This is a genomic window from Paenibacillus sp. 11B (assembly GCF_030487755.1).
Lineage (GTDB): Bacteria > Bacillota > Bacilli > Paenibacillales > Paenibacillaceae > Paenibacillus > Paenibacillus vandeheii.
Map to the genome: position 1 here is coordinate 853,170 of NZ_JAUKNS010000004.1, position 26,177 is coordinate 879,346.

The window sequence follows — 26,177 nt, forward strand, 5'->3', positions numbered from 1 at the left end:
AAATAACGTCTCTGTGATTCGTTACATCTCAGAACTAAGCAAATGGGAGCGAATAGCGTGTACTAGGTTCATTAGATCAAAATGAGACTAAAATGAGGCTCCCCCATCATGCCCATAACTTATGGGAAAGCCCCTTTTCAGTTACTGGGGGAGCCGCACACTGTAGAATCGCATGGCATGTGGATTTCCTTCCATCTCTAGTCGTCTCTGTATGATCAACTGTCGGACTCGGTATTCAATAAAGGCGTCTCCGACAGCTTGTTCGAGATGGCCCAACACCTCACCAACAAGACGGGCTGATTTTATGAATTCACCAGGCTGTCTGGTTAACGTAAGCTCTCTGGCTTTTTGCATAATGTATTCATCAATCGCGTCTTCGGGCAGGCTTTGAATCTCGCCATCCTTCATTAACCGCAGAAGCCCCGGCTGTACAGCCAAATCCACCCACTCTTGCTCCATGTGTCTGCGTTCCTCCAAAGACAACGGTTCAGCATTCACGCAGTGTCGCCACATGGATAACAACTTCTCGGAAATAATCTCACCTGTTCTAAGAACATCATGCTGAACTTCAGAATTATTAAATAATTCCTGATATAAAGCACTTGTCTCGATCAAATAAACAGGGGCAAGCCGGTTACGCAGCAAATACATGGCATATAATAGTCCCGTTTTCTCATGAGCATTATTCGCATACCAGATCGTTATTCGCGTATCTTCATCAATCGAACTCACTACGCTGTTTAATCGAAGCAGCTCATCCATGCCTTCAACAGCATAACTTCCATGTTCACTCAAATAGAGTTTCTCGAGTAACCAGAGATGTCTGCGGTGTAAATCCGTCTTGTTCGTCAAATCGCCCAATGGACCGATGGCATAGTAGTCATTCATAGAGAAAAACCGCCGCTCCGAGCGCCCTGGAACCTTGCCCATCGCAACCTTAATGCTGCCTAGCGGCGATTCTCCAATCGCTATATGAATTTCACGTGGTTTCTGTGCCATCAACGCCTGTTTCTCAGCTTTCTCCCGGTTCCGATTCTCGTCCAATGTATTAAATATAGACTGAATTTTCGTTGCAAAATGATCAGAATGTTCTTCCGCTGGCTGAACACTGACTTCCCTTTCTGCAATAAGATAAAGCATACGCAATAGCGAACGCAGCTCATCCTCATTCATAAGGTGCAGCTCCTTATCAAAATCAAAGACATTGTCAATCATGCTTATCCCCCTATAAACAGTCTAAACAGATGTCATCTCCGATTAAACCATTCAAAATCGAACGTACGTATTTGCATTTCCGTAAGTTTACGACGAAATAGACTTTCCAGAGGAGTGACTCAGATCATTTATTTCCTCACGATTTGATGACGAACGGGTAAAATGACGCTCCAATTTCCGGCTTGCCCACAGCGAGACCGCAATAAACAACAACACGCCGCCCCACCGCACAGGATGCTCCATAAACTGAGCTACATTGGAACCGATATACGTCACACAGAAGATCATAATGGCTTTACCAAAGCTCACCGCAAGCAGGAAGGACATGAATCTCATCCGCGCGATACCTGCCGCTACATTGATAATGACGAACGGACCCACCGGGAATATACTCAGCAAAAACACATAACTAAACGCATTCCGCCGAATCCATACCATACTGCGCTGCACACGGGGTTTACTCGCCCAACGTTCCACAAAAGCCGATTTCCCAATCTCCCGAACAATCAGGAATGTAACAGTACAGCCAAGTACCATCCCGATCCATGAATATAGAAACCCTGCCCATAGCCCGTACACCGCACCGTTAACGCCAACAATCAGCAATGTAGGCAGCGGGGGCACGAACGATTTCATAAAGGTAAGCAAAATTCCCGGTAAAGGGCCCAGGGAGCGAAACTTCTCCAGCCAAAAACGAATATTCTCTTCCGTAATATAGGACATGATGTCCAAAGATGCCGGGATCATCTGCTTCCCTCCAATCTATAAGTCCAATATTTCTTCTATGATGTTTGTTAACAAATCCGCTTTCGAATATAAGGATGCCGAAATATCTTTACTCACTCCCCCCAGTATAACGTACATATGAACGCCGTACCGTTGTCAATTTGAAGAAATTTCACCCGCTGCGCTGAAAAACAAAAAAGCACACCTGGACCTGTTCAGTCTTGGTGTGCTCTCCTTATCAAATGCACCGCCTGAAACGGATTGTGGAACAAGCCGGGGCAGTGTATCCCTTAAAATTATTCTAGCTGAGCTTCCTGTATATCCAATTCCAATTCATTAAGCTCTTCCTGATGCGCAGCATTCCACTCGGGAATACCGGAACGCATGAATTCCTCGGCATCCATCGCTGCTTTGGACTGGTTGCACAGATTGCAGGCGCAGACACAATTGAGCGGAGTGGTATGTCCACCCTTGGCTCGCGGCAGAAGATGGTCAATTGTGTCTCCATACGAGCCACAGAAATAACAGGTATAGTTATCCCGAGTCAAAATAAACCGCTTGAAGTCCTTGTTACTGAACAGTCGGCGAATCGTGTACCGATTAACCACAACAGCGGCCTTTTCCTTGACCAACGTGACCGCCAGCTCCATATCCACTTCTTGGTGCCAGCGCCGCCCTTTGTCTGTCTTGCCACGCATGCGCACCATGCCTTGCCGGTTAGTCCGAAGCGATGCCGGATCTTCCGGGTCAATCGCTACAGGAGCCGCCGGAGTATGACGGCGGGGACGGCTTTCCGTTCCAGCCCCGTGACTGCGGCTGGAATGTGCAGGCGCCCGCTGCCCGGATGATCCGGCACGGGCGGTGTCTTCGCTGCCCGCCTTGGGCGCACGCTCCTTGCGTGCAGGGCGCGGCTTCGACCCGGGCGAGCCTGGCTGGCGCACGGGTGCAGGAGGCGCAGCCTCCATAGCCGCGCCCGATGCTTGGCCGGGCGCGGGCTGTGCAGCAGCGGCAGGCTGTGCTGCCGCTGTGGGTCCAGCGACCGTATTGGCATCGCCACGGTCGCTCTGGTCCGGCGCACTGGCCTCAGCTATGCTGCGGGCCTGTTCTGCGCCGGACGGCAGCGCGGCAGCACGTTTGCGGCGCCGCTTGCGTTTGCGCTTGGCTGCGGTCGGCTGATCCGCAGCCCCTGGCTCTGCTGCCGGGCCTTGCGGCTTGGCTGGCAGCAGAGCCTTCTTGGCCGCCGCCATTTCCTGCTCGGCGGCCTGATCCGTGCCAGCGGCTATGCGCGCGCGGGCACGCTTCGCAGATGGATCAGCACTCGCTGTATGCACCTGCGAATCCCTGTCTTGTTGTTGGAGTACATCGGTCTGTGGAAGATCTGCAATGTCGCTCGTGGGGTTCGTCTGCGAAATCAATTCCGTCGGCTCATGACCCGTATGCACGTCAGTACGCTTCGCTTTCCTCCTTCTTCTCCGTTTCTTCCTGTTGCCTGAAGGAGGCGAAGGAATAACAGCAGAAGCCGCGACAACATTTTCTCCATAGTCAGCAGAGTCCCGCTCTCTCGGAGAAGTTGAATTCACTGAAGGCTGAGCATCCATACGTCTGTCTGACGCAGACACAGAACCTGAATCCCCGTCCACTGCATCTGTGATCAGGTCTGCTGCGTGGTTTACAGACGCAGAAGCGTCGGCAGCTATATGCCGCCGGGCTGCTGTGACACTATTTTGATTCCCCGTACGCTCATCCGTCTGCGGAATTGAGACGTTATGGGCACTATCGTTATCCGCTTGTCCACCGAGCTGACGACAGCGGCGACAAGCGCCGCGTCTGGCTCCGGGGCCAGCCCGCTTTCCGGTTCTTCGTCGAAATTCGGACAAAGGTCGCTTTTGCCCGCAATACATACATGTCTTGGTCAGTTGCGCTTCATGTTCCGTCATTTCCTGCCGGAAAGGGGCCAAGCCCGTCTCCATGTTGTCACCTCGGTTCCGTATGAATCCGGTTTCTTTCTATTGTATCACATCTGCTCGCTAACACACTCATAGCCAGATGTCTCGTAGTCTTTTGTCTTGTACTCCTGCGTCTGCCCCACGCATTCGTGAAGGATATGTTCCACGTATTCCAATATATCTTGCATCGGTTTCCCGCATTGTTCACATGTTGTCATTGTTCTCACCTTAATCCTGTTCTTAAAGTTCTCTACTTATCAAATTATTTAAATGGTGTTCCGCCTTCTCATTACCCTTCGCGTATGAAAAAGAAACATCCGTTCCCCATAATGAATCCAACCAGCAACCAAAAAACCGTTCCCCGCTCAACCCTAATGGTCGACCAAGAAACGGTTTATTATTCCTGTGTTGGCATAAATATTTTTTAACGAACGTCGAGTTGTCCCGAGTTTTGTTGCGGCACCAACCTTGGCTTCGGTTTGGGCAAATTGCCGAAAATCACCCATGCAAACGGAATGAATCTTGCCGTGAGTCCAACCACAATCCACGATGCAATCAGCGCCACACCAAAACCTCCGGCGTACCACAGGTGAATCAACCAGGAAACCCCGGTTTGTGGTGGGAAGTTCCGATAAACCAGCAGGAAAAATGGATGAATCAGATAAATACCGAAGGACAGTGCCCCCAGCCGATTGAGCGGCTTGACGATCAGCGATGGTCCTTTGCGATAGAGCAGGTACGCAATCTGAATGAGCACCAGCGCACAGGCGAACGTATGCAAGTTCCAGAAGAACTCATACCACAGCGTGTTATAGGTCGCAATCTTCATGCGCAGCAGATAATAAATGTACACATGACCGAGTCCGGCAAAAATCCATACTGCCCATAGCAAAATCCATGAAACTACACGAGCTTTGGTTGCATTGGCCCGACTAATGACAAACCATTGTTTAATCTTCGGAAAATATACCCCGATAAAAGCACCCAGCATGAAGTAGGAAAAGTACGAGAAAGCCCAGCTTCCCTTGTTCGGCACCTGGAAGCCATATTTATTACTTACGATAAATGCCCACTGAATGAGCAGCCCAATCGGTACTGACCATTTGACGACTGAGGGATATTTCTTGAGCAGCCACAAGACCAACGGGAATAACAGATAGAACTGCATATTAATAAATACAAAGTACAGATGCGTATACGCCTTGCCCGTGAACAGTTTCGTTATGAAACTTACGGCTGATTCACCGAACGGACGGCCCTGATAATGCGTGAAGTGCAGAATCACAAAATACATTAATGAAAATATGAAATAGGGTAGCAAAATATAAACAAATCTTTTTTTGTAAAAGTTACTAACCAGCTTCTTATCGAGTGGGCGAGAATAATAGTTATAGAACAGCACAAAACTGCTCATGAAAATAAACGTGGGTGTACCATATTTCATAAAAATATTAATAAAATTGTACAGCCAGTAATACCCTGAACCTGTCATGTCCACCGTAGCGTATGAAGTGGAATGCACACACAGCACGCCGATGATGGCCATTGCCCGTACGAGATTCAGCTCTGGAATTCGCTCTCTTTTGATGGTTTCACTCATAATTAGCGTTTCTCCTTACTATGTTCGTTGATATGTCTAATGTGACTTAGTACGATAAGCTCACTATCTATTAAAAGGCATAAAGCTTAAGAAGGGTAGTCCAATTTCTTAAAAGTTCCTAAATTTTCAACAATTTTCACCGTCTTCTCATGTCTATATATGTAAAAAAGACCGCTATGACGCGGCCTGTGAGCATGTTCCTGTGGGTCCAAAATAATGTTGGGTCACAGGGATGAAAATGGTAAACTCCAATACTAAAATGGATCTTTCCTATATCAACCTATATGTTAAGGCGAGCTTCTTAACCATTGGTCTGACGACTCGCCAGAATTTGTTTATAAACATCAATAGCCGACTGACGGGATGTTTTCAGATCAACAATCGCATCCTGGCGGGGCTGATGAATCTCTTTGCTATGCAAATCCTTCAGGTCAGGCAGCCATTTGCGGATATAATCGCCTTGAGAATCATACTTCTCTGACTGTGTCACGGGGTTGTTCACCCGAAAGTATGGAGCTGCATTCTCTCCAAGTGATGCACACCACAACCAGTTGCCCCGGTTTTGAATGTTGTCATAGTCACTGAGCTTGCGTCTGAAATACGCTTCGCCCAGCGTAAAGGGGCATTGCAGGTTTTTGGTAAGAAACATCGCGGTCAGAATACGAAGCCGATTCGGCATATGTCCCGTCTCATTCAGTTCCGTCATCGCTGCGTCGATAATCGGAATGCCTGTTTCGCCCTTGCACCACCGTTCGAAGTAGTAATCGCTGAGCGGCGACAGATCGTAACTTTTCTCATATGTAAAATAATGACTCTCATACACTGCCCGATACAGGTAGAAGTCACGGAAGCACAATTGTCTGATCCATTCGTCCGAATAGTCCGTGCGTTTCGCAGCATCATACATCTTGCGGATGGATACAGCTCCCACAGCTACATAAGAACTGAGACGGCTCGGTTCATATGCTTCATATTCATCCCGATGGTCTCCGTAATCGGCAATCCTGTCGGACAGAAAGCAGTCCAATACGAGATGAGGATCATTCAAATCTGAACTATTAAATGCCAGCAAATGTGGGGGTACCTGGAAGGTCTCCGGCCACTCTATCTGCTGATCACTGACCTTCATATCCGCAACCGTAGTGGTTGATGCTGGATTGGGATGCTCATTCATGAATTCCACCCAGCGCCGGTGGAAAGCGGCAAAAACTTTATATGGCTCCGACTTGCCCGTAAAATCAGCGAACCCCGGCAGGTCCATCAGCAAATGATCCGTCAGCTGCGTAAATGTGACATCTCGTTCCTCGGTTACCTTGCGTATTCCACGATCCCGTTCGATTGCATACGGGGTCATATCCCGATGAACAATGACTTCATCTACACGACTTTGCATTTGTTCGAGGATGTAATCAATCACCTCAGCTGGTTTGCCATAAGCCACGTGCAGCTTGCGGCCTGACTCCCGATACCGCTTACCAAGCTTTACAGCATGCTGTAGAAAGTTCACTCCGCTATGTTCCTGATCACGCCCCTGCCGCAGCAGGAAAGGATCATAAATGAGCACATGCAGACTCTCCGCATCCTGATTCCGCAAATAATCGAATGCGACCAGATCATCTGTACGCAAATCTTTGCGATGTATGAATAACTTCATGCTTCATCCTCCTGCGTGAACTTCTGCCTACTTTGCCGTTAATTCTTCATATAGTCTGCTTGTCTCCGACTCCGGTTGATGTCCCAGTTCCTCAAGCAGGGTCAGCGTAAATGAATGATATATTCTGAGTATGGCTTGTTGATCATCCATGGATGCATATACTCTCATCATTAATCGGCAGATCTCCTCGGCATAGGGCTCCCGTTCCTGTAGTTCGCTCAATTGCTCTATCGCTTCCTTGCCACGTCCATGCTTCATGTCCCATTCGGCGATATCCATAACCAGCCCCACATATTTACGTCTCAGATCTCTCACTTTGGATTGAGCCCAGCGATAATCATGCTCCTCCAGATAATCACCACGATAGAGCGGGATAATATCCCTCAACTGATCCACATTGTCTGACGTAACGGCAGCGTATGCTGTCCTTTGCTCGAATTGCTCTACATCACTGACCAGATTACCCGATAACAGACGATAACGGTTCATGTTGTATTCCAGCTTGCCTGTCATGCTCCATTCCTTCAGCAGTTTGCGGATCTGATATACGGAAGTATGCAAATGCGTTAGGCCTTTCTCTTGTGAGACATCTGCCCACAACTGATCGAGCAGAATCTCTTTGCTTACCCAATCCCCTCTATGGTGAAACAAAAACGCAAACAGTTCCTGCGATTTGGCTGTGCGCCACTTGTGCTTCTGTGCTTCCGGGTCCAGGCTTCTGTAGATATCCAGATGTTTGAAAGTAAGCAATCCAGGTACATGGGTATCCACTCCCACGGCCTCAAGTTCCTGATCCTCAGCAGTTGCAGCAACCTGAGAGGATGACGATATCATTCCTGCAGCAATGCGATCAATCGTTTTGGCAAGTCGCACTGAACTTACCGGCTTCAGGACATAATCCAGCGCCTCAAGCTCAAAGGCATCAACCGCATAATCGGCGTAAGCCGTTACAAATATAATGCGAATACTGCTGTCCAATTGCTGTATATATTCAGCCGCTTCCAGTCCATTCATTTCCGGCATGCCAATGTCGAGAAACACAACGTCCACACGCTCATTTGCCAGAAAATCCAGACCGGCACGGGCTGTCGAAAAACACTGCATGGGAATAATCCGCCCATCCGATCGTAAGAGGCGCTCCAGATGAAGCTGCGCCGGTTTCTCGTCATCGATTACAATGGCTTTCATCGCTCTTCCAGCCTCCTGCCATGAAATATTCAATGGGAATACCGCGTATACTGGCATCCGCTTATTCCTTTTTTAACCAGATCCAACTCAAGAGGCTCGTTATTTGGAGATGAGCCCCTCCTTCACAGGTATGCGGAACCGTATTATCGTTCCTTTTCCCGAATGGCTCTGAATCTCCAGTCCGTGACCATACAAGGACAACAGACGCCGATTTATATTCTGCAGCCCTACACCTCCAGGACCTTCCGTGCGCCCGGAATGTACCTGAGCCAAACGCTCAGGGGGTATGCCCACTCCATCATCCTGAACCTGAATGACAATGTGCTCACCTTCCCTTAGAATGCCAAGGTTAACCGTACCGCCTGCAGCACGCGCCATCACCCCATGTCGAATTGCATTCTCCACAAGCGGTTGAATACTGAGCGGTGGCAGGTACAGACGCACATCCGGGTCTACATCATAATGAACTACCAAACGTTCCTCAAACCTTGCCTGCTCCAGATGTACATAGGACTCCACCAATTCCAGTTCCTTGGCAAGCGGAACCAGTTGGTCGCGGTTCTGGAAGTCGAAACTTCCCCGCAGGTATTGGCTCAGTTCAATAAGCAGATCGGTCGCTTTGTCCGGATTGACAGCGCATGTTGCAATAATGACGTTGAGCGCATTATATAGAAAGTGCGGTTTGATCTGAGCCTGCAAAAAAGCCATTTCCGTGCGAACAACCTCCTGTACCGAGGTACGCATCTCAATTAACGTCCGTACCCGGGCACGCAGTTCACCTGCATCTACAGGTTTGCTCAGAAAGTCATTTGCTCCTGCCTGGAATCCCATTTTGATGTCCTCAGGCATCCCGCGAGCCGTCAGCATCAGTATGGGCAGTTCGGACAGGGAACTGCTCTCCCGCAGCTTGCGACATAGCTCAAGCCCGGACATTTGCGGCATCATCCAATCGGTAATGACAAGAGCAATGGATGGGTGTTCTTCACGCAGTTTTAATGCCGCAGCCCCACTATCCGCTGCAATGACACGATATCGTTCCGTCGATAACAGGTTGAACAGGACCTGTCGGTTCACGGGATCATCATCTACAATTAGAATGGTATGTTCAGCTTCCACAATCTCATCTGTCTCATCCCAATCGATTGCAGCCGTATCCTGTGCTCTTATTTCTTGAGCAGCTACATATTGGGCTGCAACAGGTCTCGAACTTGCCTGCAGCAGCGGAAATTGAACAATGGGCAGAGTGAAATGAAAGGTCGAACCTTCACCCGGCTTCGATTCTACCCAGATGGTCCCTCCGCCAAGCTCGACCAGTTTGCGAGTGATACTCAGCCCAAGGCCAGTTCCCCCGTTAACCCTCTCACTTGTTCCGTTGCCCTGTTCGTAAGACTGAAATATGTCTTCCAGTTTATCTGCAGCAATTCCAACCCCCGTATCCGCAACAGATACCGTCACCAGAGCTCCATCCACACGGGCATACAGCCGAATTTCCCCTTGCTTCGTATACTTATACGCATTGCCCAGCAAATTGTACAGAACCTGTCTTAGTCGATCCTCGTCGGCCTCAACCAACGGTAACGCTGGCGGCCATTGCTGAATCAGCACAATCGGTTTGTCCTCAAAGGTGAAACCAGAGACTTCAACGACTGTTCGAGCAACCGATTCGAGATCAACAGCACTCCGTTTTAATTCAATTTCACCATTTTTGAGCTTGGAAAAATCCAGAATATCGTTTACCAGCAGCGAAAGCCGCTTTCCAGTGGACGTGATCATGGACAGATTTTTGGCCTGCTTGGGTGTTACCGCCCCGGCCGCCCCTTCCAACATCGATTGCGCAATATTAATGATGCCATGCAGGGGAGTTCTCAGTTCATGGGACGTATTCGCCATAAATTCATCCTTGAGACTGTCGATGGCAAGCAAACGTTCAGACAACGCTTCAACTTCACGGAATGATTGTGCGAACCGGATCGCTGTTAGAATCATCTGTGCAAAAACAAATAACAGCAGCTCGTACAGCGCAAGAAATGTCGTATCCACAGTGGTGAAAGCACCCACGGTGTGCAGCACAACCACCATAAATATACTCATCATGCTCATCAGGACAAAATGACCATCATTCGGTCGCTTTTTCAGCCAATGGAGCATGGCTCGTAACGTGTAACCAATGACCACAATTGAAATCAGCAGCATAGGCAGCTCCAGCATGGAGAACAGCACAGGAGACAATATAAGACCCACCGCGCATTGGACTAGTACCAGAACCACACCCAAGCGAACAAACCATGAATGGACCGCTCCAGGTACAAGCGCATCCATATAACGAAGCAAGTAATAATACGCAAGAGCCGCGCTAATTAATTGAATCCGCAGAAATTCATTATTCGGCAGGAATGGTAACAGTGTCCCCAGCAACTTCTCTCCATGAGTCAAAGCGTACATCGCACCGGACAGGCTGAATAATCCCAGATACCGAAGCTCTTTTTCACTGCGTCGCAGCCGGAAAAGCATCAGGAAGAAGGCAGCTGGCAGAATAAATCCGAACAGGGTCATCAGGTCCTGGAGCCAGTCCTGCTGTTGGCTTTTCAGAATGCTGTGCTCGTCCCCGAACAAAACGGATGCAATGATGCCGCCAGACGAGTAGCTGTAATTGGATACCTGAATGATAATATCTGCAACGTTGCCTTCTATGGAGGTAAATCCCGTAAAAGGCAAATTGAGCTGAATATCCGTATTTTGCGTTGTGCCTGGCAGCCCTTTGCCGCCAATCTCTTTGCCATCTATAAATATCCGATGGGCCATACGAATATTTTGGGTACGTATCCCATAATCATTCTTCTCTGCTCTTGGGGGAATTCGAACACGCAAATGATAGGTCCCATACCCATGCGCCTCTCCCATAGTCCCATTCCAGCGGGATGGGACATGGATAGGTAAAGGCTCGGAGAGGGGCTTGCGTCCTGATAAATGCGCCTCAAAGTCAACGGGTGCCAACAATTGCCCCGGATAGAAATCCCACGTACCATTCAGGGATGCAGCCCCCTGCCTGTCGAAATCCCAGCGTGTCAGATCCAGGACCCCGTCCCTCCCATGAGGATTTCCGCGCTCGGAAAATAACGTTTGTACAATGGATCCTAGAGGAAAGACAACAATACATATAAAGCTAATGGTGAGCATAATCCAGTGTTTTCTCATCTATGTAATCCTTCCGCCTCCATCGCGAGAGACGTCTAATTTTGTCGTTTTATATCTATAACTCCATGTTACACGTTTCTGTTGCGGACGGAAATAGTTCTTCTATGATATTTTAACACCAAAAAAGCCACAGGCTTAACTACCGGAATGCAGACCGGAGTAAGACCTGTGACTTATTTAAATTTGCTGACATCTGTTTTACTTCTCTGTTGTACTTCTCCCTTTTTCTTACGCTTGCCCAACCACTTGGGCCAGTTTCTGTACAATTCCGGCCCAGCCCTGCTCCATCCGTTCACGAACCATGGCATGAGCTTGTCCAAATTCAGTCAGCTTGTCGGCATCCCAGCCACTGTGAATCAATGTAAAATCTGTATCTTGTCCTTGCTCCGTCAGTTCAAATGTTAGTGTCCAGTCCTTACCCCATTGGAATGACAGCTTGTGTGGCGGTTGAACCTCTGTGACCTTGCATGGTGATTTCCCGAAGGGTCCTGCCTCCAATATAAATTCATGCCCTTCCACCGGCTCCAGATTGCTCGGCATAAACCATGATTCCAAGCCTTTGGAAGTCGATACAATTCCCCATACGTTCTCCACAGGTGCGTGAAGCAACAATTGTTCCCGAATATCCGGCAATGCACTTGAAGATTCCATTCGAATCGCCTCCTAGTATATATATCAGCATTTTTCATCTTTCCATTTGATCGCTCATGGGATTATGCAAAATGCCCTTTTCACTTATTGTTCAAGATTCAATAATGCGTGTCAAATATATTCAGCTAACAACAGGTATTCTGTTGACCAACCCTTCAAACCAAATCTATAATTGGAACATATTACATAAAGGTGCGTGATTCCTATGTTAGTCTGCTCCGAAAAATCCAATTCCAACCGTTGCCGGAAGGGATAAACCTCACAGGCATTCCCTTCCACTGCTTATTTTAATTATGTTGCGGAGGAAACGCTACATGTCTTTTAGTTATTATGGTCCATTATGTACCGAATCGACTGTTACGAAATAATCACACTAAAAAGGGATGCCCTCCGTCATGTTCATGACTTGTGGGGCATCCCTTTTCAATTGCATTTATATAAATGTTCTAATCAAGATTAATATCCGCGGGAATATTGCTCTGCAATAGCCGCTTTATCTTTGCTGACGCCGAGTTCCAGAGCTGCATGAGTCGCCCAGTACGGATCGCGCAGCATGCCTCTGCCAACGGCAACCAGATCAGCGTCACCGTTGCCGATAACTGCTTGAGCCAAAGCTGAATCCTCAAGCATTCCCACCGCGATGACAGGAACGTTCAATTCTTCACGGAAACGACGGGCAAATGGAACCTGGTAACCAGGGTAGTTCCCCGGTTTACGTTGTCCGGAAGATCCTTCACCACCGGAGCTGATGTGGAACATGTCCACGCCGGCTGCCTGATAGGCACGAGACATTTCAATGGTATGATCAATATCATATCCGCCATCGGCGTATTCTATGGCCGAAATCCGCATAATCAACGGCATATCTTCCGGCATTTCTTTCTTCGCCGCACGGATAATCTCAACGCCAAAACGGGAAAGATCCTGTCCATACACATCCTCACGATGATTCATCAACGGAGAATGGAATTGGTGAATGAGGTAACCATGAGCACCATGCAGCTCAATGGCGTCGACCCCGGCAGCTACTGCACGTCGTACCCCGTCCGCGAACTTCTGTACCATGGCTTGTGCTTCCTCTGTTGTTAAAGCGTGTGGCGTATTGAAGCTTTCTCCAGGGAAGGTAACCACCGACGGAGCTACAGGCCGAGCCGCATCCTCTGCTTTACGTCCTGCATGCGCGATCTGAATCGCCACTTTGGAGCCATGAGCGTGAATGCCATCCACCAGTTTGGCAAAGGCAGGAATGTGATCGTCCGACCAGATGCCCAGGTCATTATCGGTGATGCGTCCGTCCGGATCAACATCCGTCATCTCAATTATAATCAATCCAGTACCCCCAACGGCACGGCTTACATAGTGAACTTGGTGCCAATCATTCGGAATACCATCTTTGGCAGTTACGGAATATTGGCACATTGGCGCCATGACGACACGGTTATTTAATTGAAGCCCCTTAATTTGAAACGGGGAAAATAATTTCTCTGTCATTTCAGGTACATCTCCTATTCAATAAGGTATATGTTAAGGCGTTTACTTGTTTTGCTGATCGGAAAATAGCTTTCCATTCTTGCCGTAGTTACTCTTTTCCAGATCCTCAATGAAAATGAATACGTTACTCGGATCGACGTCCAGTGTCTCACAAGCCACTTGGGTCATCCGTTCAATCAGCTGGCGTTTCTGCTCCGTCGTCTTGCCTTCCAGCACTTTAACGGTTATAAATGGCATGGCTAAATTCACATCCTTTTATCATTGATTATTATGAACTTTACCTACAGAAAAACAAGTACGTACTTTTTTGTGAGATAGTACCCTTTTTTATACCTAGTTGGTCCTTTCTTTCCTCCGATGCGTCCGGCATAACTCGAAATGGACCCAAAACATGATATGATAGCCCTACAGACATACTGGAAATAATATACCCACTTTATATAAGTTGTATCTAACGGTTACACGAAAACGGACCTCATAGTGTTTCAGTGTAAAATAAGTAATTCAACTTATATAATAAACCGAAGCCAAAGGAGCGATTACTGGTGAAAGATATTTTAATTCAAAGACTCACAACCTATGCTCAAATGGATACGCAATCCGATGAAAACAGTGAAACCTGTCCTTCCACACCAGGCCAACTGGTCTTGGGAAAACACCTTGTTGAAGAATGCAAATCCATTGGTTTGCAGGAAGTGACGATGGATGAGAACGGCTATGTGATGGCTACACTGCCATCCAATACAGACAAAGATGTTCCTGTGATCGGTTTTCTCGCTCACCTGGATACAGCGACCGACTTTACAGGCAAAGATGTAAAACCACAGGTGATCGACAACTATGATGGACAAGATATTGTACTGAATCAGGAACTGGATGTGGTGTTATCCACCACCGATTTCCCGGAACTGCGTGAATATAAAGGCCACACCCTGATCACAACAGACGGCACAACACTGCTTGGTGCGGATAACAAAGCAGGCATTACCGAGATCATGACGGCGATGGCCTATCTGATTGAACACCCGGAAGTGAAACACGGGAAGATTCGCGTCGCTTTTACACCGGATGAAGAGATCGGCCGCGGGCCGCATAAGTTCGATGTCCCTGCTTTTGGAGCCAAATATGCCTATACGGTGGACGGCGGACCGCTCGGCGAGCTGGAATACGAAAGCTTCAACGCGGCGGCTGCCAAAATCACAGTACGGGGCACCAACGTGCACCCGGGAACAGCCAAAAATAAGATGGTCAATTCCGCCAAAATTGCGATGGAGCTGAACCGCCGTCTGCCTGCGGAGGAAGCTCCCGAATTCACAGAGGGGTATGAAGGATTCTATCATCTGTTATCCATCGAGGGAGACGTCGAATTGACCAAGATGAGCTACATCATCCGGGATTTCGATCGAGAGAAGTTTGAGGAACGCAAAGCGTATTTGTTGAGTGTCGTGGACGAGTTAAAGAGCAAATATGGCGAGAAGAGCATCTCCATTGAATTGAATGATCAGTACTATAACATGCGTGAGAAAATCGAACCTGTGCGTCAGATCGTCGATATTGCACATGAAGCGATGACCCGCCTGGATATCGAGCCTGTCATCCGTCCGATTCGCGGAGGAACAGACGGTTCCCAGCTCTCATACATGGGTATGCCTACACCCAACATCTTCACTGGCGGAGAGAACTATCACGGCAAGTTTGAATATGTATCGGTTGATAATATGGTGAAAGCCACACAAGTCATCGTGGAAATTGCCCAATTATTCGAACAGCGCGGAGATGTTTAATCGAAGCATAAAGCTGCAGCACAGCAATTAAAATGGATCATTCACCAACAGGTGAAGGCAAGGGCACCCTCTTTCATGTGATAAGCTGAGGGTGTCTTTTGCCGTTCCGTGCACCTTATTTATTCATACATATTGCCTCCCGCAATTTCACGCAGCTGATCCAGATTGCAGATGACCATGCTGCGCTGTTCTTTACGGATGATTTCACGGTCGCAGAGATCATGGATGACCCGGTTCAAGTGTCTATAGCTCGTGCCCAGCATATCTGCCAGCTCTGTCAGCTTGGAGGTCTGGATTTCTTCGGTGACTTGTTCCCCTTGCTCCATCGTGGACAACAGATAACTCGCAAAGCGGCTCTCGACCGGATATAGCAGATTGAGACTCGACAGATTCGAGAAGGTATACAACTTATGGGTCACATGACTGAGCATAAAATGGAGGAACTTCGGGTTCTCAGCATAAGTATTTTTGAGATAGCGATAGCTTACACCGAGCAGCAGGCTCTTGTTGACGGACTCAACCGTATTTTTGGCTTCCTTGCCATTCACCAGCTCCAGATCACCTACGAGTGCAGGCGGCATACTGAAACGAAGCAACAGTGACTTACCGTTTGGCAGCGTTGTATAAATCTTGAGTTTGCCCTGAACGAGAAAATACAATCGCTCGGGGCGTTCACCTTTGGCACATATAATCTCGCCTTTGGAGGCTTCAAGTAACCTTAATTCAGCAAGCGCAGGCTCGTCGAGCACCTGATCCAGGCCATGCTCCCGCGCAAGCTGATGCAGCAATTCAAAGTCCATGATTTCTCTCATCTCGGATTAACCCCCAATGAAATTTAACCGTCTACTAATGGACCCAGGTCCTTTTATCCGATAAAGAAGAAGCCTAAGCGGCCTTCTGCGTATTATACCAAATGCTCATATAACAAAGAGGACTTGGAAGTCCCATGATGGAGTTTCCAAGCCCTCTTTTTATATCTTTTTATCGTGCTGTAAGTGTATCTTGTGTTGTATCTAAATCTGTTATTCCTTTATTATTTGGCAGCTTTATTTAATTCTCTTCCTACTACCTCGGCCTCAGACTCCCAGCACTCCACTTCACCCGGAATGTGAATACGGTCCCGCGTAAAGATCGGGTCACGCCCTTCGGCTTTTTGCTTCTTATAATCCTTCAACGCATCAAATGTCACCTTGGACAGCATCAGGATGGCAATGAGATTCACCACCACCATCAGCCCCATGAACAGGTCGGCCAGATCCCATACCAGCTGTACTTTGGCAACAGCACCGAAAAGAACCATTGCGATGACACAGACACGGTATACCCACAGCCATACTTTACTGGATTTGATAAACTCAATATTGGTTTCCCCATAGTAATAATTCCCGATAAGCGTACTAAAGGCAAACAGAAACACCATAACTGCCAAAAATCCGGACGCCCATGAACCAATATGCACACTTAATGCCGCCTGGGTCAATTCAATTCCACCCAAATTCGAGCCTTTGTACACGCCTGATAACAAAATAATCATGGCTGTGCTTGTACAAATGACCAACGTATCCGTCAACACGCCCAATGCCTGAATAAGTCCTTGTTTGACCGGATGTGTAGTATGCGCCGTAGCCGCAGCGTTCGGTGCACTACCCATACCTGCTTCATTGGAGAACAAACCACGTTTGACACCATTCATCAGCGCAGCTCCAAGTGTACCACCAGCGACCTGTTCAATGCCGAAGGCATTTTTCACAATCAGCGCAATCATGGCCGGAAGCTGGGTGATGTTCGACAGAACAACAAATGCAGCTACGCCAATGTATAACACCGCAAGAACAACGACAATGTATTCGGACGCCTTGGCAATCCGTTTAACACCGCCCATTATGATTCCAGCAAACACAACAGCCATAATAATACCCACGGTCAACCGATCGATGCCGAATGAATTTTTGAATGCCACCGTAATCGTGTTGGACTGCACCGCATTAAAGACCAAACCGAACGACAATGTGATGAGAATCGCGAACAAAATTCCCATCCAGCGTTTCCCAAGGCCACGCTCCATATAATAAGCCGGACCCCCGCGGAATCCGCCCTTATCTTTGATTTTATAAATTTGAGCAAGTGTACTCTCTACAAAACTGGAGGCTGAACCAAAGATCGCGATGACCCACATCCAGAATACAGCCCCGGGTCCCCCCAGTGCAATTGCCAGTGCAATACCGGTAATATTCCCGGTACCTACGCGGGCTGCCATACTGATACAAAATGCCTGAAACGGCGAAATTTTGCCGGGCTCCTTACTTCTCGGCTCCCTAAGCACTTTCACCATATCTCCAATCATGCGGAATTGCATGAACCGGGTCTTGGTCGTAAAGTACAGACCGCATACCACCAACAATATGATTAACAGCTTGGACCACAGAAAATCATTGAAAACTGCAATAATATCTTGTATTGTTTGCTCCATTGGCAATGCCCCTTTTCGTAGATGGTTCATTAAAAAGTGTTTCCCAGCTGTATGACTGAGCGAAAAATTCTTATACTACTTCATAGAGCATCGTTTGTACCATTCTGCACATCTCGGAATCCACATTTTCGGATGTTACTTATACTACAGGGGCATCTACGGAAATCGACAAATACCTACACAGAATCATTTAAATTTTTTTATAAATAAGCAACGTTTATCCATTCACTGTTACTTTATCTGACATATCGGTCGCATACACGGGTCTTCACATCGGGATATACAACCAAGTATGATAATAGAGGACATCAAAAGCAGGATAAATCGTCTTCACCCATACATTTTTCTCATAACGACTTCATCAGAAAGGAGGTCACTGAAATGCGTTATTTTATTGTGGATGATGATCCTGGCGTACGATCCATGCTAATGGATATCATTGAAGATGAGGGGCTTGGAGACATTGCGGGAGAAGCAGAGGATGGAGCTCACATTACTGCCGAACTGCTTGAGCTGCACAAGGTGGATGTACTGCTAATTGATCTGCTCATGCCGCAGCGAGACGGGATTCAGACCATACGTGCGCTTGAAGGAAGGTTCAATGGCAAGATCGTGATGATCTCCCAGATAGAATCGAAAAATATGATTGGGGAAGCCTATTCTCTTGGCATTGAATATTATATTACGAAGCCGATTAATCGGCTGGAGATTCTGTCTGTTCTGCGACTGGTGGACGAACGTCTTCGTATGCAGCAATCCATCGCAGATATTCAACGTACACTGCAGGGACTCTCCAGACTGCAATCTTCCGAACGTACTGCAACACCGGTTCCCGACAAAACGATTACGACGGCAGGACATTTCCTGCTATCCGAGATGGGCATGATCGGGGAAGCAGGCAGCAGAGATCTGCTGGACATGCTGGAATACCTGGAGCAGATTGAAACCGAGGAACATAAGCTCTCTCCATACACGTTCCCGTCACTTAAGGATATCTTCCAGAATGTAGCCCTGCGCAAGTTGGGCACTGATGCTTCAGCAGCAGAAGTGACAAAGGAGATCAAAGCATCCGAACAGCGCGTACGCCGTGCCATTTTCCAAACATTGAGCCATGTCGTATCGCTCGGGCTCACGGATTATACACATCCGAAGTTCGAGAACTATGCGTCAAAGTTCTTTGATTTTACGGAAATTCGCAAAAAAATGCTGGAACTGCAAAACAATGTGGAGCCCTCCTTGTCCCAGACCCGCATTAATACGAAAAAGTTCGTTCAGGTGCTGTATCTGGAAGCCAAGCGGCTGTTGCATTAAATAGTAACAAAAATATGCGCGTATGATCGTACTGGAATTGATTCAGCATTCGTTCTTCCTGCTGTCTATTCCAGCTATTATCATGCGCGCATAATTGCCTAAAAGTGCATCTATATCCATCAAGCCCTTGGCTTGCTCAGGTTCATTCGATTATACTCATTAATCAATTCATCCAGTACCATGGACTGCTGAAGCACATCGGGGTGTCCAAATCTACCCTCGTTATGCTCTACCAACATATGAAGGTTATGTCTGGCTTTCTCTATTTGATTTTTCAATTCCAAACTCATAACCATCGCGTCTGATCCCTCCTTATTTCTGTGTTACATTTTAGGTTTTCCTGTCAATCTATAGTTGGATTAACATATGGCATAGTTGGCATGGATGTTTTGTATCCTTCTCCAAATTTTGATAGTCACTGATACCATCTCTATAGGGCTATCCGTAAATGGCTCTGGAGCGCCTTATTGAAGGTAAGATTGTAAGTTTACAAAGCAAATTTCCCCCACTACCTTCATAATCAAACAGTTGTGTCATTATTGTGTATGTTAAAAAAACAAAAAAGCACCTCTCAATATACAGGCTACCCAAGGGGTTATCCTATATCGATAGAGAGGTGCTTCATTATTTAATCAGGTTAATTAATGCGTGACCTTCACTGTAATCAATTCACTGGAAACCGATCCACTTTCATTGATCCATTCCACAACGTATTTATACTCTCCAGGTTCGAGATCGTTGATCGCTGCTGTCGCTGTCTGTGCATTCTGGGATGCAGCAGTCAACGGCTGGCTGTCGATCTCTTGACCGTTCTCATACAGACGATAGGAAGTGGCATTTGTGCCCCACCACAAATTCATCGTAATGATATAGTTTCCATCTCCATCCCAATTGTCATGAGAGAGCACCGGTTTTGCTGGCGCTGCATCACGCACGGTTACGGTATGGGGAGCACATTCAGTTATTCCCTTTGAATTGATCAATTCACAAGTATATTCATACGTACCGTTTACCCGGCCCGAAATATTGGTAGATGCCTTTTGGGCGGAAGGGCTTGAGGCGGTGAGCTTCTGGGTATCGATCAGTTCACCGTTCTCATACAATTTATACTGTGTACCGTTATTCCCCCACCACATATTCATCGTGATAGTGTATGTTCCATCCGCCAAACCATCGCCATGCTGGTTATCGTCGGACAAGGACGGTACACCTGGTGCACCTGTGGCTTGGTCTGCGGCAATGACTGTCACTTCCACGGAAAGCTCGGTGATGAGCCCCGCACCATTAACCGCCTTGGCTGTAAAGATGTGTTTTCCCACCAGACCCGTCAGTGCAATCTCATCACCCTGTTCTACGACCTCACCATCCCAAGTCAATTCCAGAAGAGTGATTCCGGACTCCGGATCTTCTGCCTTCACATCAACTTGGAGTACATCTTCTTCGCTCATCTGTTCCGCAGGCATGCCAGTAATGACCGGAGGTGTGGTATCTTCGGGTTCTTGCGGAGCACCTACATAACGAATATTCGGTGCCGCTGGCTGCTCCATGCCTACTCCCAGATGGAAGCCGGTATGTGGCGGCTGGTTATAGGCTACATTTTGCCAAGCTACGCCAAGTCGATAGACCGGATCATGCATCAACGTGCGAATACGTACATCCGTCTCATCTGTCGTCGTATAAATACGTAATTCCGAGCTGTCCTGACTGCGCCACATCACTTCTTCACGCCAGTCACCAAACAGGTCAGCCTGCAAACTCGGATTGGCTTTAGTGCCATTGTTCGAAGCCGAACCTGTTGCTGTCAGCAGATTAACTGTCGTTTGGTTCGCATAATCCCACTTGTCGATACGAATATCGTCCTGAAGCTCACGCAGCAGGTCACCGTCCCACCAGATACCGAAGTTCGTGGACGATGGAATCTTCGTCGTGATCAGTTCACCCTGAGCGCTGTAAAGCCCGGTGATTGGAATATGTTCAGCATTGGTGATCGTTGCAGCCCACACCTCAGACCCCGGATAATTTGGATCAATATCCGCAGCCATGCCGCGTCCGGTATCGATACCTGTGAACACACCCCAGAGAATCTCTCCTGTAGCGGCATCACGCATTTCCATACCGTACTGCGAATCTTTATGTTCGTGTACGTCGAACACTTCCAATCCTGGACGAGTCGGGTCCAGATCACTCAGATGCATGGCATCGCCATGACCAAGCTTCGTATTGTAGAGCGGTTTGCCATCATCATCGATGGCCATGGCGCCAAATGTAATCTCATCCTTGCCATCGCCATCCACATCTGCAACCGAGAGGTTATGGTTTCCTTGGCCTGCGTACTCGCCGTAGCCATCATCGTTGGAGTCAAAACGCCACACTTTGCTCAGCTTGCCATCACGGAAATTGTAGGACGCGAGCACGGTACGTGTATAATATCCACGGCTGAACATCGCACTTGGATGTTCACCGTCCAGATACGCCACCGCTGCGAGGAAACGGTCCACCCGGTTTCCATAGCCATCGCCCCATGAAGCCACATCTCCACGCGGCGGATCATATTCCACCGTATCCAGCGCTGCTCCGGTTTCACCATCAAACACCGTCAGGAATTCATCCCCAAGCAGAACGTAGCCCGAACTGTTCCGGTGGTCTGCATTGGCGTCACCAATGACTTTCCCTAGTCCATCGACGGTACCATCTGCGGTACGCATCATCAGTTCCGCTCTGCCATCACCGTCGAAGTCATAGACCAGGAATGGAGAGTAGTGCGCACCCGCTCGGATATTCGGCCCCATATTGATGCGCCAGAGTCTTGTTCCATCCAGCTTGTAGGCATCCATATAGACAATGCCGGTATATCCGGATTGGGAATTATCCTTGCCGTTGTTGGGCGACCACATCAGGACAATCTCATATTCACCATCACCATCGACATCGCCAACACTGGCATCACCCGCATAATACGAATACGGCTGTCCGTCTTTCGTATACGCATCCGCAGGTTTTTGCAGTGGTACAGACAGATACTGCTCCTGCCAAACGCCAAATTCCTTCGTTGCTGCTTTTTCAATGCCGTTTTGTACCGTCATGACACGATATTTGGACGCATCCGTTCCTTCGGCATCCGTAAAGTTGGTGCTTCCCGTTATCGGTTCATCGTTAAGCTTCACGCCATCCCGATACAAATTAAAGGCAATGGTCTCGGCATCCAGACCCAGCATGCGCCAGCCGATATAGTTGCCGTTTTCCGTTTTTACAGCGACCGGAGCACGGTCCAAATATTCCATTTCGCGATTCAGCGTCGTTGCTACCGGTGTTTCAAGTGCACCCGAAAGTTCGGATACCCCACCCGCATTCACAGACGCCACTTTATAGAAATAAGGAATGGTGCTGAGAATGGTGGAGTCTGTGTATACTGTCTCCTTGGTACGAGCAATTAGATCATACGGCCCATCCAGCTTCACAGCGCGATAGATTTGATATGCACGTGCACCTGCTGCTTCCGTCCAGCTGAAGGAAACATCATTTTTGTTGATGCTTTGTAACGACAGGCCTGAAGGAACCTCTGCCTTGTCTACAGATGAATCAATCGTCGATACAGGCAAAGCATTGGATGCAACCGATTCTGTTCCTGTACGATCCGCAGCCGTTACCATATATACATAATTCATGCCCAGGTCGACCTTGTTGTCGATATAGGTTGTTGTATCGGTAGTTGCCAGCAACTCGGCCTTGGCCGCTCCAGTGGACTGACGGTATACCTTATACTGCACGTCATCCCCAATAGCGTCCCATGACAATGCAGCACTGATTGGGTCACTCTCCAGATCCAGGCCATCCAGCTTTAGATTAGAAGGGGCCACCAATACTGGTGTAATCTCAAGCCCGTTGAGATGGGCCGTTTGCCCGCTGAAGATCAGATTCATCTGTCCATCCTGAACGTTAATCTGGTTGATCACTTTTTCGGCTATATTTTGAGCGCCGGAAGATACCGTTCCATAATCTTTGCCTTCAATATTGATGTTGGTCCGCGCCGAACCAATCCAGTCCCCCGTGTACGTCTTGACCGAATAGGTACCATTCGGCAGATCAATTTTGAATTCATATGAGCCGTTAAAATAGATCACGAAGTCACGACGCAGGTTATCCGTCGCACTGCCACGATCCCGATCGGCCATATTGGCGGAAGACGTTAATCCATAACCGCGTTCAGGCGTATACAGCGTATTTCGATTGACTTCCGTATACCCTTCAGCAACCGGAGAACCTACCGGGCCAAAGTCATATCGATACGCAGCCGATTTGGTGGTGAAGCTGACTTCATCCGAAGGTTCGGATTCGCCGCGGCCATTCACAGCGGTTACTCGAACCGTGTACGACTTTCCTTCGACCAGTCCGCTCAGCGTTAAAGTCGGTATGGTTGCCGTTCCTGCCAGCTTGTAGGCAGATTCCGGCTCTGTTGAAAGTTTGCGGTACACTTTGTAGATGTCTGCGGTGTCATCGGCCGTCCATTTCAGTACTGCTCCGGCGTTGCTGATGCTGCCTGCCTTCAATCCAGCAGGTTTGGCTGGCAATTCAGCCGGAACTTCGGCATCCTGGACCGCTTCCGATAAGGGCAGGTCCAGATCGCGAACCGCACCTGCAACCAGACGGGCGATCTGAATCGCTCCGTATTCCTGGAAGTGGGTATTATCCGTTGCCCCATTCGGGAACGCCTGATAGATACCTGGTGATACATGGAGGAAGACAGACAATGTCGCTTCCGGTCCAATGGAATCATAGTACGCAATGCTGAGTGCGCTCAGATCGATCAGCTTCACATTTTTCTCTGAAGCTACTTCCTTCATCGCCTGCACATATTCAGGGAAGGATACATTGAACTTGCCTGTGTCTGCGTTAAAGTCCCTACGCCCCATTGGCGTTACCAGAATTGGCGTAGCTCCCCGCTGCTGCACTCCGTCTATGTAGGTTTTCAGATAGTTCTTGTAATCGGCGGGTGAAGCATAGCGGTCAGGAACACTGATCGTTGCATCATTGTGTCCGAACTGCACGAACAGATAATCTCCCGGACGAATGAGACGCAGAATTTCATCCAATCGGCCTTCAAAAATAAAGGATTTGGAACTGCGTCCACCGATGGAATGGTTTTTAATGTCCACGGCATCACTGAAAAAGGACGGGAACATTTGCCCCCAACCCGCTTGGGGCTCCCAATATGGGTTATAGGTCTGCATCGTGGAGTCACCTGCAAGGTACACAGCAGGTTTGTTACCTGCTTCGCGTTCCTGCTGTTTGGTGATCACAAGTGCATTGATATTGGCGGCCGTTCCGGAGAATTCAAAGTTCATCTGCCCATCCACCAGTGCAATATCGAAGCTCATCTCCAGATATTCACCCGCTGGCTTGGTGTTCTGCTGAACCTTGCTCATGCTCTCCACTTTGATCGCAATATCCGTGCTGCCTGCACTGTCACCAGCAACAAGGGAGACGGTGTAGTCACCGTTCGGCAGATCCACCTTAAATCCGCTCCCATCAGCAACGGTGGCAAAATCCGATTTGATCGGATCACTTGTACCCCGATCCTGCACCGTTACCTTGGACACATCGGTGAATCCATAGCCACGTTCCGTGGAATATGCAGACACTGCGTCCACGCCTGTATATCCATACGCAACAGCTCCTGAACCAAAGTCGAATTTATAAGTGCCTCCTCCCGCAGCTTCATCAGCCGATACGGCTGCACTTGCTGTTGGTGTGCCAAACAGGCTCCCCCACCCCAGACTGGAAATGGTAAATACCCATAGGAGCAAAACCAAGCCAACTTGCCGCGTCTTCGCGATCATGAACACCCATCCTTTCGTTTCCTCATCAATGAATGATTACAGCCAGAACGATGGTACAACTTTTAAGTAAGCGGTTACATTACCACTCGATACTATCCCTTCTTCCAGGGAATGAACATGCAATTTTCCGTCTTTTTCCACCAAAAAACCGATCTCTTCATTTTTGATCTCTACCACAAGCCTTACAAGGGATCGGATAATGCTCCAAAAGGTAATAAAATCCCTTTTCATACGTAATTCATTCAGGTACAATAGGGCGATGTGTGTGTCCGGACCAGGCGGATGCGAATTAAGAAATATAGAGGACGGTTCAGCTTCTAGCGGATCATCCTGATTTGATTATTTGGAGGCTCATCAACACCATGCAAACTGATTCACAGACTAAAGTCAAAATCATAAACGCCGATCCCAGCGCGATGGGATTATTTGGGTTGGCTATCGTTACTCTGGTCGCTTCCTCCCAAAAGCTTGGCATTACAGATGGCCTTAGTTACGCCATTCCTTGGGCGATCTTCCTCGGTGCCTTTGCCCAGCTGTTCGCTTGCATTCAAGATTCCAAACGCAACAATACCTTTGGTACAACTGCATTCGGCGCATACGCATTCTTCTGGTTCGCCATGGGTGCCAACTGGTTGATCAAAATGGGCGTGTTTGGCTCCACTCTTGCGGAACAGGCAGATGGCAAGCAGCTCGGATTTGCTTTTGCCGGATACCTCGTGTTCACCCTGTTTATGACACTGGGTGCCGTTGAAGCCAACAAAGTATTGCTCATCATTTTTATTCTCATTGACTTCCTGTTCCTTGGCCTGACCTTTGACGCTTTCGGCGTAGCTCCTCATATCTTCCATACCATTGCTGCTTATGCTGAAATGGGAATCGGAATCGTGTCGTTGTACGGCACAGGCGCTTCTGTACTGAATGCTCATTTTGGCTACACGTTCCTGCCTGTTGGCGGACCGTCTGGCATTTTCAAAGCCAAGGCTTAATATACAGCATCAAACCGCCAGGGCGCCGGTCCCGCCTGGCGGTTTTTTTGATTCATGCTTCACTTGAATATGGATATAACCGACTACTATACTAGAACTAACATATAGAGACGATGGACACAG

18 protein-coding genes are annotated in these 26,177 nt (G+C 48.2%); 3 read left to right on the forward strand and 15 right to left on the reverse strand.

What is annotated here, in order from left to right; all coding sequences use genetic code 11:
- Positions 1 to 141 precede the first annotated feature (141 nt).
- The 10 genes from Q0V21_RS20765 to Q0V21_RS20815 all read right to left on the reverse strand — a co-directional run bounded on the left by Q0V21_RS20765 (position 142) and on the right by Q0V21_RS20815 (position 13,903).
- The gene (locus tag Q0V21_RS20765) at positions 142 to 1,215 is read right to left on the reverse strand and encodes a DUF1835 domain-containing protein (RefSeq protein ID WP_301880438.1); all 1,074 of its coding nucleotides are present in this window, start codon (positions 1,213 to 1,215) and stop codon (positions 142 to 144) included.
- A gap of 87 nt (positions 1,216 to 1,302) precedes the next feature.
- Entirely contained in the window at positions 1,303 to 1,962 is a 660-nt protein-coding gene (locus Q0V21_RS20770; protein WP_301880439.1) for a TVP38/TMEM64 family protein, read from the reverse strand.
- Positions 1,963 to 2,237: 275 nt separating this feature from the next.
- Positions 2,238 to 3,911: an HNH endonuclease gene (locus tag Q0V21_RS32910; protein ID WP_367620538.1), complete on the reverse strand. Its 1,674-nt coding sequence runs from the start codon at positions 3,909 to 3,911 to the stop codon at positions 2,238 to 2,240.
- Positions 3,912 to 4,311: 400 nt separating this feature from the next.
- The gene (locus Q0V21_RS20785; RefSeq protein ID WP_301880440.1) at positions 4,312 to 5,487 is read right to left on the reverse strand and encodes an acyltransferase; all 1,176 of its coding nucleotides are present in this window, start codon (positions 5,485 to 5,487) and stop codon (positions 4,312 to 4,314) included.
- Between the two features lie 301 nt (positions 5,488 to 5,788).
- A complete protein-coding gene (locus Q0V21_RS20790) occupies positions 5,789 to 7,141 on the reverse strand; it encodes a cryptochrome/photolyase family protein (RefSeq protein WP_301880442.1) in 1,353 nt (450 codons plus the stop codon).
- Positions 7,142 to 7,168: 27 nt separating this feature from the next.
- On the reverse strand, positions 7,169 to 8,329 hold the full coding sequence (locus tag Q0V21_RS20795) for a response regulator (protein ID WP_301880443.1): 1,161 nt from the start codon (positions 8,327 to 8,329) through the stop codon (positions 7,169 to 7,171).
- A gap of 99 nt (positions 8,330 to 8,428) precedes the next feature.
- Entirely contained in the window at positions 8,429 to 11,524 is a 3,096-nt protein-coding gene (locus Q0V21_RS20800; protein ID WP_301880444.1) for an ATP-binding protein, read from the reverse strand.
- 228 nt (positions 11,525 to 11,752) lie between these two features.
- Positions 11,753 to 12,175, reverse strand: a complete 423-nt coding sequence (locus Q0V21_RS20805; RefSeq protein ID WP_079348046.1) for an SRPBCC family protein — start codon at positions 12,173 to 12,175, stop codon at positions 11,753 to 11,755.
- 456 nt (positions 12,176 to 12,631) lie between these two features.
- A complete protein-coding gene (locus Q0V21_RS20810) occupies positions 12,632 to 13,666 on the reverse strand; it encodes an NADH:flavin oxidoreductase/NADH oxidase (RefSeq protein WP_079348048.1) in 1,035 nt (344 codons plus the stop codon).
- A 42-nt stretch (positions 13,667 to 13,708) separates the two neighbouring features.
- Positions 13,709 to 13,903, reverse strand: a complete 195-nt coding sequence (locus Q0V21_RS20815) for a tautomerase family protein (RefSeq protein ID WP_079348050.1) — start codon at positions 13,901 to 13,903, stop codon at positions 13,709 to 13,711.
- Between the two features lie 308 nt (positions 13,904 to 14,211).
- On the opposite strand from Q0V21_RS20815, the gene pepT reads away from it, so the two are divergent.
- A complete protein-coding gene (gene pepT, locus Q0V21_RS20820; protein WP_301880446.1) occupies positions 14,212 to 15,450 on the forward strand; it encodes a peptidase T in 1,239 nt (412 codons plus the stop codon).
- A gap of 119 nt (positions 15,451 to 15,569) precedes the next feature.
- Here pepT and Q0V21_RS20825 read toward each other — a convergent pair whose 3' ends face one another.
- Both Q0V21_RS20825 and Q0V21_RS20830 read right to left on the reverse strand, forming a co-directional pair.
- Complete coding sequence (locus Q0V21_RS20825; RefSeq protein ID WP_301880447.1) at positions 15,570 to 16,262, reverse strand: Crp/Fnr family transcriptional regulator; 693 nt, start codon at positions 16,260 to 16,262, stop codon at positions 15,570 to 15,572.
- A gap of 221 nt (positions 16,263 to 16,483) precedes the next feature.
- Positions 16,484 to 17,920: an alanine/glycine:cation symporter family protein gene (locus tag Q0V21_RS20830; protein ID WP_301880448.1), complete on the reverse strand. Its 1,437-nt coding sequence runs from the start codon at positions 17,918 to 17,920 to the stop codon at positions 16,484 to 16,486.
- A 381-nt stretch (positions 17,921 to 18,301) separates the two neighbouring features.
- Between Q0V21_RS20830 and Q0V21_RS20835 the strand changes: the two genes are divergently transcribed.
- Positions 18,302 to 19,231, forward strand: coding sequence for a response regulator (locus Q0V21_RS20835; protein WP_301880449.1), 930 nt, complete (start codon positions 18,302 to 18,304; stop codon positions 19,229 to 19,231).
- A 119-nt stretch (positions 19,232 to 19,350) separates the two neighbouring features.
- Here the strand turns inward: Q0V21_RS20835 and Q0V21_RS20840 are convergent, their stop codons facing one another.
- The 3 genes from Q0V21_RS20840 to Q0V21_RS20850 all read right to left on the reverse strand — a co-directional run bounded on the left by Q0V21_RS20840 (position 19,351) and on the right by Q0V21_RS20850 (position 25,299).
- Positions 19,351 to 19,527: an aspartyl-phosphate phosphatase Spo0E family protein gene (locus Q0V21_RS20840; RefSeq protein ID WP_024629767.1), complete on the reverse strand. Its 177-nt coding sequence runs from the start codon at positions 19,525 to 19,527 to the stop codon at positions 19,351 to 19,353.
- Positions 19,528 to 19,872: 345 nt separating this feature from the next.
- Complete coding sequence (locus Q0V21_RS20845) at positions 19,873 to 25,068, reverse strand: rhamnogalacturonan lyase family protein (RefSeq protein ID WP_301880450.1); 5,196 nt, start codon at positions 25,066 to 25,068, stop codon at positions 19,873 to 19,875.
- Positions 25,069 to 25,104: 36 nt separating this feature from the next.
- Complete coding sequence (locus Q0V21_RS20850) at positions 25,105 to 25,299, reverse strand: hypothetical protein (RefSeq protein ID WP_024629764.1); 195 nt, start codon at positions 25,297 to 25,299, stop codon at positions 25,105 to 25,107.
- 131 nt (positions 25,300 to 25,430) lie between these two features.
- On the opposite strand from Q0V21_RS20850, the gene Q0V21_RS20855 reads away from it, so the two are divergent.
- Positions 25,431 to 26,054 (forward strand): acetate uptake transporter, encoded by a 624-nt coding sequence (locus Q0V21_RS20855; RefSeq protein ID WP_024629763.1) that lies wholly within the window; start codon positions 25,431 to 25,433, stop codon positions 26,052 to 26,054.
- Positions 26,055 to 26,177: the final 123 nt, after the last annotated feature.

Excerpts from the sequence above, each read along its gene's own strand:
- Q0V21_RS20765 (WP_301880438.1), bottom strand. The coding sequence starts at position 1,215 with ATGATTGACAATGTCTTTGATTTTGATAAGGAGCTGCACCTTATGAAT.
- Q0V21_RS20770 (WP_301880439.1), bottom strand. The coding sequence starts at position 1,962 with ATGATCCCGGCATCTTTGGACATCATGTCCTATATTACGGAAGAGAAT.
- Q0V21_RS32910 (WP_367620538.1), bottom strand. The coding sequence starts at position 3,911 with ATGGAGACGGGCTTGGCCCCTTTCCGGCAGGAAATGACGGAACATGAA.
- Q0V21_RS20785 (WP_301880440.1), bottom strand. The coding sequence starts at position 5,487 with ATGAGTGAAACCATCAAAAGAGAGCGAATTCCAGAGCTGAATCTCGTA.
- Q0V21_RS20790 (WP_301880442.1), bottom strand. The coding sequence starts at position 7,141 with ATGAAGTTATTCATACATCGCAAAGATTTGCGTACAGATGATCTGGTC.
- Q0V21_RS20795 (WP_301880443.1), bottom strand. The coding sequence starts at position 8,329 with ATGAAAGCCATTGTAATCGATGACGAGAAACCGGCGCAGCTTCATCTG.
- Q0V21_RS20800 (WP_301880444.1), bottom strand. The coding sequence starts at position 11,524 with ATGAGAAAACACTGGATTATGCTCACCATTAGCTTTATATGTATTGTT.
- Q0V21_RS20805 (WP_079348046.1), bottom strand. The coding sequence starts at position 12,175 with ATGGAATCTTCAAGTGCATTGCCGGATATTCGGGAACAATTGTTGCTT.
- Q0V21_RS20810 (WP_079348048.1), bottom strand. The coding sequence starts at position 13,666 with ATGACAGAGAAATTATTTTCCCCGTTTCAAATTAAGGGGCTTCAATTA.
- Q0V21_RS20815 (WP_079348050.1), bottom strand. The coding sequence starts at position 13,903 with ATGCCATTTATAACCGTTAAAGTGCTGGAAGGCAAGACGACGGAGCAG.
- Q0V21_RS20825 (WP_301880447.1), bottom strand. The coding sequence starts at position 16,262 with ATGAGAGAAATCATGGACTTTGAATTGCTGCATCAGCTTGCGCGGGAG.
- Q0V21_RS20830 (WP_301880448.1), bottom strand. The coding sequence starts at position 17,920 with ATGGAGCAAACAATACAAGATATTATTGCAGTTTTCAATGATTTTCTG.
- Q0V21_RS20835 (WP_301880449.1), top strand. The coding sequence starts at position 18,302 with ATGCGTTATTTTATTGTGGATGATGATCCTGGCGTACGATCCATGCTA.
- Q0V21_RS20840 (WP_024629767.1), bottom strand. The coding sequence starts at position 19,527 with ATGGTTATGAGTTTGGAATTGAAAAATCAAATAGAGAAAGCCAGACAT.
- Q0V21_RS20845 (WP_301880450.1), bottom strand. The coding sequence starts at position 25,068 with ATGATCGCGAAGACGCGGCAAGTTGGCTTGGTTTTGCTCCTATGGGTA.
- Q0V21_RS20850 (WP_024629764.1), bottom strand. The coding sequence starts at position 25,299 with ATGAAAAGGGATTTTATTACCTTTTGGAGCATTATCCGATCCCTTGTA.
- Q0V21_RS20855 (WP_024629763.1), top strand. The coding sequence starts at position 25,431 with ATGCAAACTGATTCACAGACTAAAGTCAAAATCATAAACGCCGATCCC.